Below are 17408 nucleotides of genomic sequence, written 5' to 3'. Positions count from 1 at the left end.
GTAATGTTACTTCAAATCGCAGAACCGGGACAAAGTCCTGCCCCCCATCAGCAAAAACTGGCTGCAGGTATCGATTTAGGTACGACAAATTCACTGGTAGCCACAGTACGTAGCGGCGAAGCGACGCCTCTGCCGGATCATAGTGGTAAAGTGATTCTCCCTTCGGTTGTACGTTATCAGCAAGACAGAGAAAAAGTGGTGGGTGATGCAGCCCGTCAGCAGGCTCAGTTTGATCCGGCTAATACCATCATGTCGGTGAAACGCCTTATTGGCCGCTCTCTGGACGATATTCAGACGCGTTATCCTTCTTTACCTTATCAGTTTACTGCCAGCGATAATGGCCTGCCTCTGCTGAATACGAATGCCGGAGTAAAAAACCCGATTCAGGTCTCCGCTGATATTCTCACTGCTCTGAAAGAAAGAGCGGAAGAGAGCCTGGGCGGCGAACTGGAAGGTGTGGTTATCACTGTTCCGGCCTATTTTGATGATGCACAGCGTGCCGGTACCAAAGATGCGGCTAAGCTGGCCGGGCTGAAGGTACTGCGTTTGTTAAATGAACCGACAGCAGCGGCTATCGCTTATGGTCTGGATTCGGGTCAGGAAGGCATTATTGCCGTTTATGACCTTGGTGGCGGTACCTTCGATATTTCTATTCTGCGCCTGTCTAAAGGGGTCTTTGAGGTAATGGCGACCGGCGGTGACTCTGCGCTGGGCGGCGACGATTTTGATCACCTGATAGCGGATCACTTTATTGCCGAGGCCGGAATCGACACCCCTTTGACAGCCGAGCAGAATCGGGCCGTTCTTGATGCTGCGACAGCGGCCAAAATCGCATTAACGGATGCCGAGACGACAGAGGTGTCCCTTGATGGCTGGACTGGCACCTTTACCCGGGAGCAGATGGATGCGCTGATCCGTCCTCTGGTGAAGAAAACCCTGATGTCTTGCCGGCGTGCATTGAAAGACGCTCAGACGGATGCCGGTGACGTCATTGAAGTGGTGATGGTGGGGGGGTCAACCCGTACTCCACTGGTACGCGAAATGGTCGGAGAGTTCTTTGGCCGCACGCCGCTGACCCGCATTAACCCGGACGAAGTTGTTGCCATCGGTGCATCCATCCAGGCTGATATTCTGGCCGGAAACAAACCGGATTCAGATATGCTGCTGTTGGACGTCATTCCGCTGTCCCTTGGTATTGAAACCATGGGGGGACTGGTCGAGAAAATTATTCCGCGTAACACCACGATTCCGGTTGCCCGGGCTCAGGAATTTACTACCTTTAAAGATGGACAGACAGGCATGCTGGTGCATGTTCTGCAGGGTGAAAGGGAAATGGTTGACGACTGCCGCTCCCTGGCCCGCTTTTCTCTGAAAGGTATTCCGCCTATGGCCGCTGGTGCTGCTCATATTCGCGTGACTTATCAGGTGGACGCCGATGGCCTGCTTTCGGTGACAGCGATGGAAAAAAGTACCGGTGTTCAGGCGGAGATTCAGGTGAAGCCATCTTACGGGCTGAGTGATGATGAAATAGCCGGAATGCTGAAAGATTCCATGACCTATGCCCGCGAAGATATGCAGGCCAGAACGTTGGCAGAGCAGAAAGTAGAAGCTGATCGAGTTATCGAAGGTTTAATTGCTGCGCTTCAGGAAGATGGGGATAACCTGCTGAATGAACAGGAGCAGCAGGCGCTGGTCAAAGCGGTGGAAAGACTGATTGAGCTGCGCAATGGCGATGATGCCGATGCTATTGAGCAGGGAATAAAAGAAACAGACAAAGCCAGCCAGGAGTTTGCATCCCGGCGTATGGATGCATCAATCCGTACGGCCTTATCCGGCCACTCTGTCGATGAATTATAAGTCCTGCCGGATTTTTGTGTAGTCCGGGTAGGGGAGAAGTACATTTATGCCAAAGATTATTGTATTACCGAACGAAGAACTGTGTCCTGATGGGGCCGTGCTAGAGGCCAAAGAAGGTGAAACAGTTTTAGATGTAGCGCTGGCAAATGGTATTGCTATTGAGCATGCCTGTGAAAAGTCCTGCGCTTGTACTACATGTCACGTTATTGTCCGGGAAGGATTTGATTCTCTGGAAGAGAGTGATGAGCTGGAAGACGATATGCTGGATAAAGCATGGGGACTGGAGCCTGAGTCGCGTTTAAGCTGCCAGGCCAAAGTTGCGGATGAAGATCTGGTGGTCGAGATCCCTAAATACACAGTGAACCATGCTGCTGAAGAGCATTAATTGCTCAGGAGGAGTCGTGCTATGGGACTAAAATGGACAGATTCACAAGAGATTGCTATTGAACTGTGCGAGCAGTTTCCGGATACGGATCCAAAAACGGTGCGCTTTACCGACTTATACCAGTGGATTACAGAACTGGAAGAGTTTGATGATGATCCGAAACACTCTAATGAAAAAATATTAGAGGCGATAATCCTATGCTGGATGGATGAAGTGGATTAACGGGGATAGCGCTCGGAAATGAAGCGTTTCATTCTCTATAATTAGGGAGAGTTAACACTTTCCATGAAAACATAAGGGGCTTTTGCCCCTTATGTTTTGTTTGTAACACTTTCGCTCTAGTATCTTAGAATTATCACGAAAAACAAAGACAAGAACAAAAAAGTAAAACAAGGAGATATCATGTCTGAACAGATGTCAGTAATCATTTCTAATCAGCCTGCTGCACCGCAGTGGGGTGACAAAGCCATTATTTCTTTTACCGACAATGGTGCCACGATTCATGTTGAATCTGATCATGAGTTTGGGGCTATTCAGCGTGCCGCCCGCAAGCTTGATAATCAGGGAATTAAATCGGTTTCTTTGCAGGGAGAAGGCTGGAAGCTGGAAGATGTCTGGGCATTCTACCAAGGATTCCGTGGACCAAAGAATCACAATAACGTGGAATGGGCTCCTCTGGCTGAAGCCGAACAGGCTGAGCTGGAAGCCCGTATTAAAGTGTCTGACTGGGTTCGTGACATTATCAACAAACCAGCGGAAGAAGTGGCACCGCGCCAACTGGCCACCATGGCAGGTGAGTTTATTAAATCCCTGTCCCCGGATAATGTGACTTACCGTATCGTAAAAGACAAAGATCTGCTGACGGAAGGGTGGGAAGGTATTTTTGCGGTAGGCCGAGGCTCTGAGCGTACATCAGCGATGCTGCAACTGGATTATAACCCGACAGGCAACCCTGATGAGCCGGTGTATGCGTGTCTGGTCGGTAAAGGCATTACGTTTGACTCTGGTGGCTACAGCCTGAAGCCATCGAATTTTATGTCTTCCATGAAAGCCGATATGGGGGGATCCGGTACCATTACCGGTGGTTTGGGTTTGGCGATTTTACGTGGCCTGAACAAACGTGTGAAACTGATCCTATGCTGCGCTGAAAACATGGTCTCTGGGCGCGCTCTGAAGCTGGGTGATGTCATTAAGTATAAGAATGGCAAAACCGTTGAAATAATGAATACCGATGCGGAAGGGCGTCTGGTACTGGCAGACGGTCTGCTGTATGCCAGTGAGCAGGAACCTCAGTTGATCATCGACTGTGCCACACTGACTGGTGCCGCGAAGAATGCCTTGGGGAATGATTACCATGCTCTGCTGAGTTTTGATGATGCGCTCTCTCATTCTGCTTTAACGGCAGCTAATGAAGAGAAAGAAGGATTGTGGCCGCTTCCTCTGGCGGATTTCCATCGTGGCATGTTGCCTTCCAGCTTTGCTGATTTGTCTAACATCAGCAGTGGTGATTATGCTCCGGGGGCGAGCACGGCAGCGGCATTCCTGTCTTATTTTGTTAAGGATCACAAAAAAGGCTGGTTGCACTTTGACTGTTCAGGCACTTACCGTAAGACTGCTAATGATAAATGGTCAGCCGGTGCGACAGGCATGGGGATCCGTACTCTGGCTCGTCTTCTGGCTGAACAGGCCAAATAATCGCTATCCAATCCAAATAATAAATATCAGGCGGGTTGCCGCCTGATAAATCAGAACAAAAGGAAAACTTATGGCAGTAGAAAGAACGTTTTCGATCATTAAACCGGATGCGGTAAAACGTAATTTGATCGGTGAAATTTACCATCGCATAGAAAAAGCCGGATTAAGAATTGTTGCGGCAAAGATGCTGCACCTGACTGATGAACAAGCCGCCGGTTTTTATGCCGAGCACGCAGAAAAGTCGTTTTTCCCGGAACTGAAAGCCTTTATGACGTCTGGCCCGGTTATGGTTCAGGTACTTGAAGGGGAAAATGCCGTTGAACGTTATCGTGAGCTGATGGGGAAAACCAATCCGGAAGACGCTGCTTGCGGGACATTACGCGCTGATTATGCACTGAGCATGCGTTATAACTCAGTTCATGGTGCGGACAGCCCGGCATCGGCTGCTCGCGAAATTGCCTTTTTCTTCCCGGATGCAGAGATTTGTCCAAGACCGGAAGAGTAAGCTATTAATGGTTAAGCGGTATTATATTTATGATGCCTCCTCGTTCCCATGCTCCAGCATGGGAACGAGGAAATTCTAAAGGGGCGTCTAGCCCCGCTCTGTATTCTACTTATTTTTTAAAACTCCAGGCACCAGTCCGCGCGTTGCCAGAACTCCTGTTCAGTTGCCAAATCAGCCGCCAATAGTTTGTTTTCTTCCAGCCAGTCACTGTCTGCGCACTCCAACTGCCAGCAGTCTTTGTCACTAATAATCAGCGAAATCTCCGGAAGAGGCTCATCATTTCGCTGACCATTCAGTACAATCGCCAGCCTTAGTACTCTGATTAACTGAATAATATGTTTCTTTTTAAACAGGTTAAATTCCGGCATTTCCCCTAGTTTTAGCGCTTTACGCTGAAAACGGGCCAGAGTTGACACAACCAGCTGCTGTTCCTGGTTAAACCCGGGCATATTGGTGTAACGCAGAATATAAGCAGAGTGACGATGGAAGGCCTGATAGGCAATACTGAGTCCGACCTCGTGTAATAGGGCACTCCAGCCCAGCAGGTCGACTAACTCGCTGTTTTTTTCGATCTCAGACTTAGACAGTAATTGTTTAAGCAGTTTATTGGCCTGCTTGCGTACTTTATCGGCATGATTCATGTCTACACTGTGTTTTTTGGCCAGTGTTTCCGTTGTCCGCATGCGGATATCTGAGCGTTGAAAACGCTCTTCCATTTCATACAGAAGCCCCTCTCTAAGGGCTCCGTCGGAAAAGTGCAGGCTTTCAATTTTCAGTGTATTGATGATAGCGTTTAAGATAGCGACTCCAGCAGCAAAAACCGGCTTACGTTCATCTGTCAGTCCCTGCAGCTTAATGTCGTCGATATTGTCAAACTCACACAGTGTCTCAATAAGCTTATCCATTCGTTTAGCCGTAATGACTCCGTCTTCATAACCAAGACCGATAAGGACTTCCCGGATAGCTTTAATCGTGCCTGATGAACCTAAGGCCGCATCCCAGCCGCGTTTTTTATAGGCCGACGCGAGAGACTCGAGGCGTTGTTCTGCGGCGAAATTGGCGGCGGTAAAGTTTTTCTTTGATAGCTTGCCGTTAGCAAAAAAATGGTCTGTGTAACTGACACAACCCATTTGTTTACTGTTTACCAGTTCAGGCTCGAACTCCTGACCAATGATCATTTCGGTGCTTCCGCCGCCGATATCTATCACGAATTTTGTTTTTGATTCTGGTTGCGTATGAGCAACGCCAAGGTAGATAAGCCGGGCTTCTTCAATACCGGGTATCACCTCTATGGGGTAAGGGAGGATCTCGTGTGCCCGTAACATAAATTCGTGGGCATTCACCGCCTGTCGCAGGGTGTGGGTCGCCGCTATCCGGACATCTTCCACTTCGAATCCGTTTAACCGCTCAGCGAACATGGCGAGGCAGTCCAGCCCCCTCTGTATCGCTTCCTCATCCAGTATTTTCCGGTCATTAAGGCCAGATGCAAGCCGGACGCGCTGCTTGTGCCGGCTTACTATCTGCAGGTCTTCTCCGACAACTTTGGCTACCACCATATGAAAACTGTTGGAGCCCAGATCAATCGCTGCAATTTGTCGTCTTTGAAGTCCCATTTTTTCATTCATCGTCTAACTGTTTTCCTTATTTTTCTCGTTACGCTTTCTGGTCTGTTTTTCTACTTGTTTTATGTAGTCATAGATAGCGAGCTGAGAGCGAATTTTTTTCCGGTTACCCCTAGGCACATAGGAGTTTGACTGTTCTTTATCAATACGGCGAGCTTTGACGGTATCGGTAAAGTGAATCTCCATGATATCTCTGATCCGGGCTTTGAGCCTTTCACTACGGACTGGAGCGGCAACTTCAATACGATGGTCAATATTACGAGTCATCCAGTCAGCAGAGGATATATACACTTTATCATCGCCACCGTTTTCCGCAATAATTACACGCGGGTGCTCCAGGAAACGGTCCACAATACTGATAATTTCAATGTTGTCACTGACGCCTTTTATGCCGGGAACCAGAGCGCACATGCCACGAATAATCATGCGGATTTTAACACCGGCAGCACTGGCACCATAGAGCTTGCTCACCAGTCCTTTATCTACCAGGTTATTAATTTTTATGGTTAGCCCAGACTTTCTGCCTTCTTTGGCATGGCTTATTTCATTGTCGATCAGTTTATATAACTGAGTACGGGAGTTTCGTGGCGATACGATCAGGTGATTAAATTTCACCGGACGGTATGGGTTCTCGATATAGCCAAAAACATTACGCACTTCCGTGGTCAGGTCAGGGTCGGCGGTCAGCAGAGAAAAGTCAGTGTAGATACGTGCGGTTTTTTCATGGAAGTTACCGGTACCTATGTGCGCATAGCGGACAATTTCACCTTCTTCCCTGCGAGAAATCAACAGCAGTTTGGAGTGAATTTTTAAGCCCGGAGCACCAAACAGTACATGCACGCCCGCTTCAGTCAGAACCTTAGACCATTCGATATTCGCTTCTTCATCAAAGCGAGCCTGAAGTTCGACAATAACGGTCACTTCTTTACCGGCGTGAACCGCATCGATCAGCGAGTTCATTAACCGGGAGTTTTTTGCTACCCGATAGATATTGATCTTGATGCTTCTTACCTTTGGATCGAAAGAAGCCTGACGAACCAGTTCTGTAATGTGATCAAAGGTATGATATGGGTAGTTCAGCAGAATATCCTGCGCCCTGATAGCGTCAAATGCGTTGTCATAGTTGTCAAAATCAGCGCTGGTAACCGGTGGTAATGGTTTGTTTTCCAGATACTTGCGGCCTACATTCGGGAAACCGATAAAGTCTTTAAAGTTATGATAGCGTCCGCCCGGAAGCAGGCTGTCGTAGTTAGATATTTTCAGAGCGTCACACAAAAACTGCAGCATGGCTCTTGGCATCTCTTTTTCGTAGACAAAACGTACCGGCATCGCTGTCAGGCGCTGGCTTACCCCTTCTGACATTTGTTCCAACAGGCTGTGTTCAATCTCAAACCCTAAGTCATATTCTGCATCCCGGGTCATTTTCATTGCGTAGCAAGCCAGTTCGTCATACTGGAAGAAGCCGCGGAAAATATCGTCCAGACAGAAGCGGATGATATTATCCAGCAGGATGATGGTTTTTCTGCGTTTGCCTTTCTCTTCCGGCACCATAATAAAGCGGGGCAGGATATCTGTCGGTATCTCTAACAGTGCATATTTTGGGACACTATTGTTTTTCATTTCAACGGTGAGATAGGCATACTCATCTTTAAGGAATTGAAGAACATCGATTTTTTCTGTCATCAGCAAAGGCGTCAGGTGTGGCAGAACTTCTTTACGGAAGTATTTTTTGACCCAGGTCTGCTGGTGTTCTGTCAGTTGCGTTTCATTAACCAGAAAAATGCCACGTCTTGCCATTTCCAGCAGAATTTCGTTATATAGCTCATTAAACCGGGTATCCAGCCGGGCGGCTTCCGACTGCATGGCTGCCAGAAGCGTCTTCGCTTCTTCTGCTCTGCCTTGTTCTTCCTTGATCAATATACGGCGTTTTACGTCTGAGAAGCGAACTTTATAAAATTCATCCAGGTTGTTTGAGAATATCCCTAAAAAGCGGACCCGCTCTATAAGAGGAACGTTTTTATCGGCCGCCTCCTGCAACACTCGTTCATTGAAAGAAAGCCAGCTTAGTTCTTTATCAATATACAGCTTATCTGCGCTCATGTTACCTTCCGACATTGTTAAGCGATGAATACAAAATGAGAGGAACTACCAGATCTTGGCGCTAAAGGTTGAATTTAACCTTATTTTAGTAGTTTAAGTATAAGTTAGGAAAGGTAGGCTTTTATTGTTACAAAAATATTTCATTGCTCCTCCCGTAAGCTTATCTTAGTGTTATTTTCAGGATGTTAGCAAGTTGATGTAATATAAATGTCACGTAATCGACATATCATTTGTAAGTTTTGATCCGGAGACGATGGAATCTATGCCAAACACTGAGTTCTCACTAAAAGCGCGGGATAAATCTCGGTATATCAAAGACCGTATTGCGCGTTTGGCAGTGACAACTGGTGGCGTTGGTGTCCTGTTTGCTTTATTACTACTCTTTTTCTATCTCTCTTCGATTGCGTTACCCATTTTTTCGGGGGCGTCCATTCAGCCGGTGACAACTGTAGACTATTCTCACGACCAGAATACGCTTGCTTTGGGGGTGGACGATTATGGTGAAAATGGCTTTGTAATCAGCCAGTCAGGTGAGCTCTCCTATCTCAGTCTTGAACCTGATACGGCAAAAGTTTTAACCCAGACCCGCATTGTAAAGAATGCAGGTGTGTTTGCTCAGGGTAATGCGGCTCAGGGGTGGTTTGCCTTTGGTGACTCTCAAGGTGGGGTAGTCGTTGCCAGACCTCATTATACCGTGTCATATACTGACTCCGGACGGGTATCCTCGCCAGATATTGATTTCTTTAACAATGGAAACCCGGTGTTACTTGATGATAGAGCGAAGCCACTGCAGAAGCTTACGTTTGCTCTGGTTCAGGATAACCATCAAGGGGTATTTGTCGCACAAAATAGTGATGGGAAACTGACCGCTATTCTGGCCGATGAGCAGGGAAGTGGTATCCGCAAATTGTTTATGCCGGATATTTCAGAACCCGTTACCGCAATGCAGCTTTCTCCTGATGGCATGCAGCTATTTATATTATCGGGTCATTCTCTGATTGTGTCCGTCAGAAAGGATGACGGTTTTTTTGTCCGGGAAGTGGTGGATGTTTCCCGAGCCGGTAATGAAAGAAAGCCTCTCGCTTTAAACCTGCTGGCGGGGGCTCAGTCAGTGCTTATTACTCATGCCAATCATTCGGTATCCCAGTGGTTTGATGTGCTGAAAAACAGCGAACGAAAACTTACCTTTATCCGGGAGTTTGCTCTGGAACCCGGACTGAGGTTTATTCTGCCTGACATTTACCGTAAAGGATTCTACGCTTTTTACGCCGACGGAACGCTGGAAAATATCCATACAACGAATGAAAACCGGGTGTTATCTGAAAAGGTCTACCAGCATTTACCTGAACTGGCTGCAATATCAGGTAATGAGAACTACCTGATAGCGGATTACGGCACACAGCTGGCTATCCATAAAGTTGACAACCCATACCCGCAAATCTCTTTCTCGTCACTCTGGACTCAAGTGTGGTACGAAAACTATCCGGAGCCGGATTATGTCTGGCAGTCGACGTCTGCTGATAACAGCTTTGAAGCGAAATTCAGCCTGATCCCTCTGGCGTTCGGGACACTGAAAGCGGCGATGTTTGCTATGCTGATCTCTGTGCCGCTGGCCGTATGTGGTGCGATTTATACTGCCTATTTTATGTCGGCACCGATGCGAAGAGTGGTCAAACCGGTGATTGAGATAATGGAAGCGTTGCCAACCGTTATTATTGGTTTTCTGGCCGGGTTATGGCTGGCTCCGATTATTGAGCGTGCACTGCCTGGGGTGGTGGCGATGGCGGTGATTATGCCGTTGGGCTTTATTCTGGTTGCCGCGCTCTGGTCTGTCATTCCTCGCCCGCTTCTCAGGAGGCTGCCTAATGGCTGGCACAGCATTATCCTTATTCCCGTTGTGGTGGCGCTTGGGTATCTGTCGATACAAATGAGCAGTGATATAGAGCGCTGGCTATTTGGCGGAGATATCCGGCTGTTTATGGCTGAACAGGGGCTTCATTTTGATCAGCGTAATGCACTGGTCGTGGGGGTTGCAATGGGGTTTGCTGTGATACCGACTATTTTTACTATCGCAGAAGACGCTATTTTCTCGGTACCTAAACACTTAACTGATGGCTCTCTGGCCTTAGGGGCGACTCAGTGGCAAACACTGTTACATGTCGTACTGCTGACTGCCAGTCCCGGCATTTTTTCTGCCGTTATGATTGGTCTGGGACGAGCGGTGGGAGAAACCATGATTGTTCTGATGGCAACGGGTAATACACCGATACTGGACTGGAACATTTTTGAAGGGATGCGCAGTCTCTCAGCGACCATTGCGGTTGAATTGCCCGAGTCCGAAGTCGGTAATGCGCATTACCGCTTGTTGTTCCTGGCAGCACTGCTGTTGTTTATATTTACTTTTGCCGTTAACTCTCTGGCTGAGATGGTGAGGCAACGTCTGCGTGATAAGTACCGTTCTCTGTAGGGTGATTAAATTATGATGAGAGTCAGATAAGTTATGCTGATGACTGACTGGATAAAATCGGGCCGGCCATGGATATGGCTGACAGGGGGAGCGGTAAGTATCAGTCTTGTTGCTGTTCTTGGTCTGCTTTTACTTATCGGCTGGAAGGGTCTGGCTTACTTTTGGCCTGCGCCTTTATATGAATGGCAGAATATGAATGGGAAGCGTATCGTCGGGATTGTGTATCAGAAAGATGCAATCCCGGTTGAGCATCTCTTTGAGGCTGACAGTGATCTGCCGGATGAGGTTCAGGAGCAGGGAGAGGTTGATCGCCTGAATATAAAAATTGCCAACAGAGAACGGTATCCTCTTGATTTTATCACGGTACTTCAGTCTGAACTGAGTACACCTGTACAGCCGGAAGAATGGGCGGTGATAGAGCGCGTCAGAGGGGGGGACTTTTTCGGAAAACCTGTGGCCTATGAAACGGAAAGTGGCTTGTACCACTCTGATGTTGCTATGCATTTACGGCATGGAATCGATTTTGCTACTACGATACGCGATGAAATAGATCGTATTTCTGAGTCAGAGATACGTCAGCAGGGCTGGGAACTGAGTCAGCTTCTGATGGAAAAACAAAAACGTGAATACAATCACCAGTTGAATGATGCTTATCTGGATACTTTTTTCCGTAAGAAAACCGCGCTGAATGAGTTAATAGCGGAGTCAGAGGCCAAACTTGATGTTCTGCGTGAGAGACTGCAGACCGAAGCTGTGATTGTCGAAGATATGACCGGAGGGAAAACCCGACTCTCTCTCGGGGTTATTTTAGATGCCTGGTATCCGAATAATATGAGCTTTAGCCAGAAGCTTTTTCATTGGGCAGGAAAGGTAAAGCAGTTTTTAACGGACGACCCCAGAGAAGCAAACTCTGAAGGGGGCGTTTTTCCTGCCATATTCGGGACGGTATTTTTGGTCATGGTGATGTCAGTGATCGTCATGCCTTTGGGGGTAGTCGCGGCAGTCTATCTGCACGAATACGCAAAAAACGGTGCCTTTACCCGCCTGATCCGTATCGCTGTAATCAATCTAGCGGGGGTTCCATCAATCGTATATGGCGTTTTTGGGTTGGGCTTTTTTGTGTATACCCTTGGTGGCACCATCGATGAGTTGTTTTACTCGGAAAGGCTGCCTACACCAACGTTTGGGACACCTGGCTTGCTATGGTCTGCTCTGACACTGGCGCTGCTTACATTGCCTGTTGTGATCGTTGCCACTGAAGAGGGGTTAAGCCGGATCCCGAATTCTGTTCGTCATGGTTCCATGGCATTAGGGGCGACACAGTTTGAAACCTTGTGGCGAATTGTACTGCCGATGGCGAGTCCGGCGATTATTACCGGGATGATCCTGGCTGTTGCAAGGGCTGCCGGGGAAGTGGCTCCTCTGATGCTGGTGGGCGTAGCCAAACTGGCACCGAGTCTGCCGGTGGACGGGAATTACCCCTACGTTCACCTTGAGCGTAAATTTATGCATTTGGGTTATCATATTTATGATATTGGCTTTCAGTCCCCCAATATTGAAGCGGCACGGCCTTTAGTGTATGCCACGTCATTTTTGCTGGTTACCGTTATCGTCGGTTTGAATTTAACGGCGATTAAGATTCGTAATAACCTGCGTGAAAAATACCGTATTCTGGAACAGGAGTAGAGCCAAACTTTATGCTGTCTGTCAATCCGGCTCTGGGCTATGAGCCACCACTTGATGTTAATAACCTCAACGATAAAGATACTTCTATCTCAATCGAGAGGCTGAACCTGTACTATCAGCATAGCCGGGCGCTCAGCGATATTTCGATGAGAATACCTAAAGGCCAGGTGACGGCTTTTATCGGTCCGTCCGGGTGTGGTAAATCGACGTTACTACGCTGCATTAACCGGATGAATGATCTGGTGGATGGCTGTCGGATAGAAGGAGCAGTGAGGCTCCACGGTAAAGATATTTACCATCCTGATGTGGATGTGGCCACCTTGCGCCGCCGGGTAGGCATGGTGTTTCAGCGCCCAAATCCTTTTCCCAAGTCTATCTACGAAAATGTGGTTTACGGGCTGCGTTTGCAGGGGGTGAAGTCGGTAAGGGCATTAGATGATGCGGTGGAACGCTCACTCAGAGCGGCTGCTCTCTGGGATGAGGTAAAAGATCGGCTGCATGAAAATGCTTTCGGGCTTTCTGGAGGGCAGCAACAGAGGCTGGTAATTGCCCGTGCTATTGCGATAGAACCAGAGGTGTTACTTCTGGATGAGCCGACTTCGGCACTGGATCCTATTTCGACGCTGACGATTGAAGAACTGGTGAACGAATTGAAAACTAAGTACACAGTGGTGATTGTTACTCATAATATGCAACAGGCTGCCAGGGTGAGTGACCATACGGCGTTTATCCATCTGGGGCGGTTAATTGAATATAGTGATACAGATTCAATTTTTACGTCTCCACAGCAAAAACAGACAGAAGATTATATAACGGGCAGGTATGGTTAACTATCCGGCGTATAAAACAGAGGGAGAATAATGCACTTAGGCCGTCATATATCAGGACAGTTTAACGCTGAACTTGAGGCTATCCGGACCCACGTTCTTACCATGGGGGGATTGGTTGAGCAGCAGCTTTCATTTGCAATGCAGGCTCTTCACAAGCAGGATATCGAACTGGCAAAGAAAGTCGTTCGTGATGATCATAAGGTGAACGGAATGGAAGTCACCATTGATGAAGCCTGCACCCGGATTATCGCCAAACGTCAGCCTACCGCAAGAGACTTACGGCTGATTATGGCGATTATCAAGACAATCACTGATCTGGAAAGAATCGGTGATGTGGCCGCGAAAATCGCTTACATTGCGATAGAAACCCCTTCACCTAACGAGCAGAAATTTCAGGTCTCCCTTGAACCGCTATGCCGTAGGGCGATCGCTATGTTGCACCAGGTTCTGGATGCATTTGCCCGAATGGATACAGATGCGGCCGCTGAAGTCTATAAGCTGGATGATGATCTGGATGCAGAATATAAAGCAGTACTGCATCAGCTTATGCTTTATATGCAGGAAAATCCGCAGGACATCCCGAACATTCTGCAGGTCATGTGGTCGGCTCAGGCTATCGAAAGGGTCGGTGACCGTTGCCAGAATATCTGTGAGTACATTATCTATTTTGTTAAAGGGAAAGATGTTCGGCATCTGGAAAATGACGACATTGATAAATATATCTGATGACTTCTCACCAGAGACAACACGCCCTAGTATATTTCCGGAATATGTGACTGATCATCGATAGGTGAGCGAATGTAACCCTCTTTGTTGATTTCCGGAAGTTCCACTGGTGGATAGTCAATTTCTTCGTAAGGGATCAGAGACAGAAAATGGCTGATACAGTTGAGGCGAGCTTTTTTCTTGTCATCGGAGCGAACTACCCACCACGGTGATTGTTTGGTATCGGTATAGGCAAACATACGGTCTTTGGCTTCGGAATACTCCGCCCAGCGGTTACGGGATTCGAGATCCATCGGGCTGAACTTCCAGCGTTTGACGGGAGTATTAATCCGTTCAAGAAAGCGTTTTTCCTGCTCCTCATCTGACACTGAGAACCAGTATTTGATCAGAATAATGTCAGACCGGATCAGCATACGCTCAAATTCAGGGCAGGAGCGAAGGAATTCTTCGTATTCGTCATCGGAGCAGAACCCCATAACCTTTTCAACACCAGCACGGTTGTACCAGCTTCGATCGAACAGAACGATTTCGCCGGCGGAGGGAAGGTGGCAGACATAACGCTGGAAATACCACTGCGTTTTTTCTTTTTCGGTCGGGGCAGGAAGAGCCACTACCTGACATACCCTAGGATTAAGAGGTTCCGTAATACGTTTGATGGTTCCTCCCTTACCTGCTGCGTCACGCCCTTCAAAAATGACGGCGACTTTGAGTCCCTGTTTTTTTACCCATTCCTGCAGCTTTACCAGCTCGATCTGAAGTAGTTCCAGCTCTTTCTCGTAGGTGTCTTTTTTTAGTTTTCCCATCACAGGCTCCCACGTCAGTGTTCTGTTAAGTATAGAAAAGATAAAACGGGTATTGGTATTAATTGGTGTAAATATAAGTTTACATAAATGTTTTTTAATGTGTACACTTGAAACTTGAGCATATACTGGTATGGTGTGCTTAACAGTTTTTTAAAGAGTACGCTGAAGTTTTTGGGTGTAAAGAAAAATATACGGTGAGTGAGATGCATAAGAGTGAACTAAGTAACATCAATATTATTAATGAAGAAGTTTTAATTACTCCAGAGGAGCTGAAAGCCAAAATTCCTCTGAGTGAGAAAGCACGTGCATTTATCCAGAAATCTCGTCAGGAAATTGCGGATATCATCCACAAAAAAGATCACCGTATGCTGATTGTCTGTGGTCCTTGTTCCATTCACGATATTGAAGCCGCCAAAGAGTATGCCAAACGTCTGAAAGCACTGTCTGAGCAGCTTAGTGATCAACTGTACATCGTTATGCGGGTTTACTTTGAAAAGCCACGTACAACCGTTGGCTGGAAAGGGCTGATCAATGACCCGCATCTGGATGGTACTTTTGATATTGAGCATGGCCTGCATGTTGGACGTCAGTTACTGACGGAGCTGGCTGAGATGGAAATTCCTCTGGCAACCGAAGCACTTGATCCGATCAGCCCGCAGTACCTTGCTGATACATTCAGCTGGGCAGCTATCGGTGCGCGTACGACCGAATCTCAGACTCACCGTGAAATGGCCAGTGGCCTGTCTATGCCTATCGGCTTTAAAAACGGTACCGACGGCAGCCTGTCGACAGCAATCAATGCCATGCAGGCAGCTTCTGCAGGTCACCGCTTTATGGGGATCAGCCATGAAGGTAAAGTGGCGCTGCTGACGACAAAGGGTAACGAAAACGGCCATGTTATCCTGCGTGGCGGTAAGCAGACCAACTATGATTCAGTATCGGTTGCTGAATGTGAACAAGAGATGGCAAAATCGGGTCTGGACGCTGCACTGATGGTAGACTGTAGCCATGCAAACTCCCGCAAAGACTACTCTCGTCAGCCTCTTGTGGCAGAAGATGTGATTCATCAGATCCGTGAAGGTAATAAATCTATCATCGGTCTGATGATTGAAAGTCATCTGAATGAGGGCAACCAGCCATCTGATATTCCTCTGAATGAGATGAAGTATGGTGTGTCAATCACAGATGCTTGTATCAACTGGGATACCACTGAGACTCTGCTGCGTCATGCTCATAAAGAGCTGATTCCGTTTTTGCAGGATCGAATTAAGTAAGGAACCCTATGGCCGTTGAATTAAACGAATTACGTGATCAGATAGATGAAGTAGATAAGCAGATGGTGGCCTTGCTGGCTCGCCGTCTGGCTCTGGTGGAAAAAGTCGGAGAAGTAAAAAGTAAACACGGCCTGCCTATTTATGCCCCGGATCGCGAGGCGGCCATGCTCGCATCGCGCCGGGAAGAGGCGGAAAAGCAAGGTGTACCGGCTCAGCTGATAGAAGATATTCTTCGTCGCACCATGCGGGAATCTTATTCAAGTGAAAAAGATTCCGGCTTCAAATGTCTGAACCCTGAACTGCGTTCTGTTGTGATCGTTGGTGGTAAAGGGCAGTTAGGTGGTTTGTTTAAACGGATGTTTACCCTGTCAGGCTATCAGGTCAAAGTGCTCGGCAGCAAGGACTGGGACCGTGCGGATGAGATCCTCAAAGGTGCAGGCCTCGTGGTTGTCAGTGTGCCGATTCATCTGACGGAAGGTGTGATCAGAAAGCTGTCTGATTTGCCGGAAGACTGCATTCTGTGTGATCTGACGTCGATAAAGTCTAAGCCGCTACAGACGATGATGGAAACCCATGCCGGTCCGGTTGTTGGCCTGCACCCTATGTTTGGCCCGGATGTCCCTAGTCTGGCTAAACAGGTTATTGTGCATTGTGATGGTCGTGGCAGCGAGCACTATCAATGGCTGCTACAGCAGTTTGTTATCTGGGGAGCCAGTGTCTGTGCTATGGATGCCAAAGAGCATGACAAGGGGATGACGCTGATTCAGGCGCTGCGTCACTTTACCTCGTTTGCCTATGGCATGCATCTGAGCAAAGAGAACCCGGATCTGGATAAACTGTTGCAACTGAGTTCACCAATTTATCGCCTGGAACTGGCGATGATAGGGCGCTTGTTTGCTCAGGATCCGAATCTGTACGGCGATATTATCCTGTCTTCAGAGGAAAATATCGACATGATCAAGCGTTTCCATGCCCGGTTTGGTGAGGCTATTCAGATCCTGGAACAGCATAATAAAGCAGAGTTTGTGGAGAGCTTTAACAAAGTCAGTGAATGGTTTGGTGACTATTCCGCTCAGTTTATGCTGGAGAGCCAGAAGCTGCTGAAACAGGCAAATGATTCTATCCATCGAGGTTAGATCCCGGCCATTTACTCTCGTTCCCATGCTCCAGCGTGGGAATGCATATTTAATTTAGAGGTGCGATGCGTATACACGCCTCCTTGCTATTCTCGTTTCCTCGCACCTACATATCGCCCCAGTTTTTCTTATTTATTGACAAGTGCACAATCAACAATAAATACGTTGAATAAAAAGAGGCTAGTTTGCTCGAGCCAGTTATGATGACGTATGTTAGCTTTGAGTCAGGTATGCATTCCCACGCAGGAGCGAGGGAACGAGGGAATATTTTTTATATCCCAACCTTTTTCCCCTCCAAGTCTTTTACTCATTTCAAATTTCT

The 17408-nt window shown here is 47.6% G+C and carries 14 protein-coding genes; 11 read left to right on the top strand and 3 right to left on the bottom strand.

Annotation, left to right across the window (positions count from 1 at the left end; genetic code table 11):
- Nucleotides 1–3 precede the first annotated feature (3 nt).
- The 5 genes from hscA to ndk all read left to right on the top strand — a co-directional run bounded on the left by hscA (nt 4) and on the right by ndk (nt 4442).
- Nucleotides 4–1857 carry a Fe-S protein assembly chaperone HscA gene (gene hscA / locus DI392_RS03235; RefSeq protein WP_109318442.1) on the top strand — a complete coding sequence of 618 codons (1854 nt, stop codon included), beginning with the start codon at nt 4–6 and terminating at the stop codon, nt 1855–1857.
- A gap of 46 nt (nt 1858–1903) precedes the next feature.
- Nucleotides 1904–2242: an ISC system 2Fe-2S type ferredoxin gene (gene fdx / locus DI392_RS03230; RefSeq protein ID WP_109318441.1), complete on the top strand. Its 339-nt coding sequence runs from the start codon at nt 1904–1906 to the stop codon at nt 2240–2242.
- A gap of 21 nt (nt 2243–2263) precedes the next feature.
- Nucleotides 2264–2464, top strand: coding sequence for a Fe-S cluster assembly protein IscX (gene iscX, locus DI392_RS03225; RefSeq protein ID WP_109318440.1), 201 nt, complete (start codon nt 2264–2266; stop codon nt 2462–2464).
- Nucleotides 2465–2644: 180 nt separating this feature from the next.
- Nucleotides 2645–3937 (top strand): aminopeptidase PepB, encoded by a 1293-nt coding sequence (gene pepB / locus DI392_RS03220; RefSeq protein ID WP_109318439.1) that lies wholly within the window; start codon nt 2645–2647, stop codon nt 3935–3937.
- A 70-nt stretch (nt 3938–4007) separates the two neighbouring features.
- Complete coding sequence (gene ndk, locus DI392_RS03215; RefSeq protein ID WP_109318438.1) at nt 4008–4442, top strand: nucleoside-diphosphate kinase; 435 nt, start codon at nt 4008–4010, stop codon at nt 4440–4442.
- A gap of 116 nt (nt 4443–4558) precedes the next feature.
- On the opposite strand, the gene ppx is transcribed toward ndk, so the two are convergent.
- Nucleotides 4559–6067 carry an exopolyphosphatase gene (gene ppx / locus DI392_RS03210; RefSeq protein ID WP_181388350.1) on the bottom strand — a complete coding sequence of 503 codons (1509 nt, stop codon included), beginning with the start codon at nt 6065–6067 and terminating at the stop codon, nt 4559–4561.
- A gap of 3 nt (nt 6068–6070) precedes the next feature.
- Nucleotides 6071–8164 carry a polyphosphate kinase 1 gene (ppk1, locus tag DI392_RS03205; RefSeq protein ID WP_109318437.1) on the bottom strand — a complete coding sequence of 698 codons (2094 nt, stop codon included), beginning with the start codon at nt 8162–8164 and terminating at the stop codon, nt 6071–6073.
- Nucleotides 8165–8426: 262 nt separating this feature from the next.
- Between ppk1 and DI392_RS03200 the strand changes: the two genes are divergently transcribed.
- The 4 genes from DI392_RS03200 to phoU are packed head-to-tail and all read left to right on the top strand — an operon-like array spanning nt 8427 to nt 13873.
- Nucleotides 8427–10631: an ABC transporter permease subunit gene (locus DI392_RS03200; RefSeq protein ID WP_109318551.1), complete on the top strand. Its 2205-nt coding sequence runs from the start codon at nt 8427–8429 to the stop codon at nt 10629–10631.
- 39 nt (nt 10632–10670) lie between these two features.
- Nucleotides 10671–12317: a phosphate ABC transporter permease PstA gene (gene pstA / locus DI392_RS03195; RefSeq protein WP_109318550.1), complete on the top strand. Its 1647-nt coding sequence runs from the start codon at nt 10671–10673 to the stop codon at nt 12315–12317.
- An 11-nt stretch (nt 12318–12328) separates the two neighbouring features.
- Nucleotides 12329–13147 (top strand): phosphate ABC transporter ATP-binding protein PstB, encoded by an 819-nt coding sequence (gene pstB, locus DI392_RS03190; RefSeq protein WP_109318436.1) that lies wholly within the window; start codon nt 12329–12331, stop codon nt 13145–13147.
- A gap of 30 nt (nt 13148–13177) precedes the next feature.
- A complete protein-coding gene (gene phoU, locus DI392_RS03185; protein WP_109318435.1) occupies nt 13178–13873 on the top strand; it encodes a phosphate signaling complex protein PhoU in 696 nt (231 codons plus the stop codon).
- A gap of 26 nt (nt 13874–13899) precedes the next feature.
- On the opposite strand, the gene ppk2 is transcribed toward phoU, so the two are convergent.
- On the bottom strand, nt 13900–14676 hold the full coding sequence (ppk2, locus tag DI392_RS03180; RefSeq protein WP_109318434.1) for a polyphosphate kinase 2: 777 nt from the start codon (nt 14674–14676) through the stop codon (nt 13900–13902).
- 203 nt (nt 14677–14879) lie between these two features.
- Between ppk2 and DI392_RS03175 the strand changes: the two genes are divergently transcribed.
- Nucleotides 14880–15950 carry a 3-deoxy-7-phosphoheptulonate synthase gene (locus DI392_RS03175; RefSeq protein WP_109318433.1) on the top strand — a complete coding sequence of 357 codons (1071 nt, stop codon included), beginning with the start codon at nt 14880–14882 and terminating at the stop codon, nt 15948–15950.
- Nucleotides 15951–15958: 8 nt separating this feature from the next.
- Nucleotides 15959–17086, top strand: coding sequence for a bifunctional chorismate mutase/prephenate dehydrogenase (tyrA, locus tag DI392_RS03170; RefSeq protein ID WP_109318432.1), 1128 nt, complete (start codon nt 15959–15961; stop codon nt 17084–17086).
- Nucleotides 17087–17408: the final 322 nt, after the last annotated feature.

It is taken from the genome of Vibrio albus, assembly GCF_003144035.1.
In the GTDB taxonomy this organism is placed as follows: domain Bacteria; phylum Pseudomonadota; class Gammaproteobacteria; order Enterobacterales; family Vibrionaceae; genus Vibrio; species Vibrio albus.
Note: the sequence above shows the minus strand (reverse complement) of the source record. Positions and strands in the feature narration are given on the sequence as shown.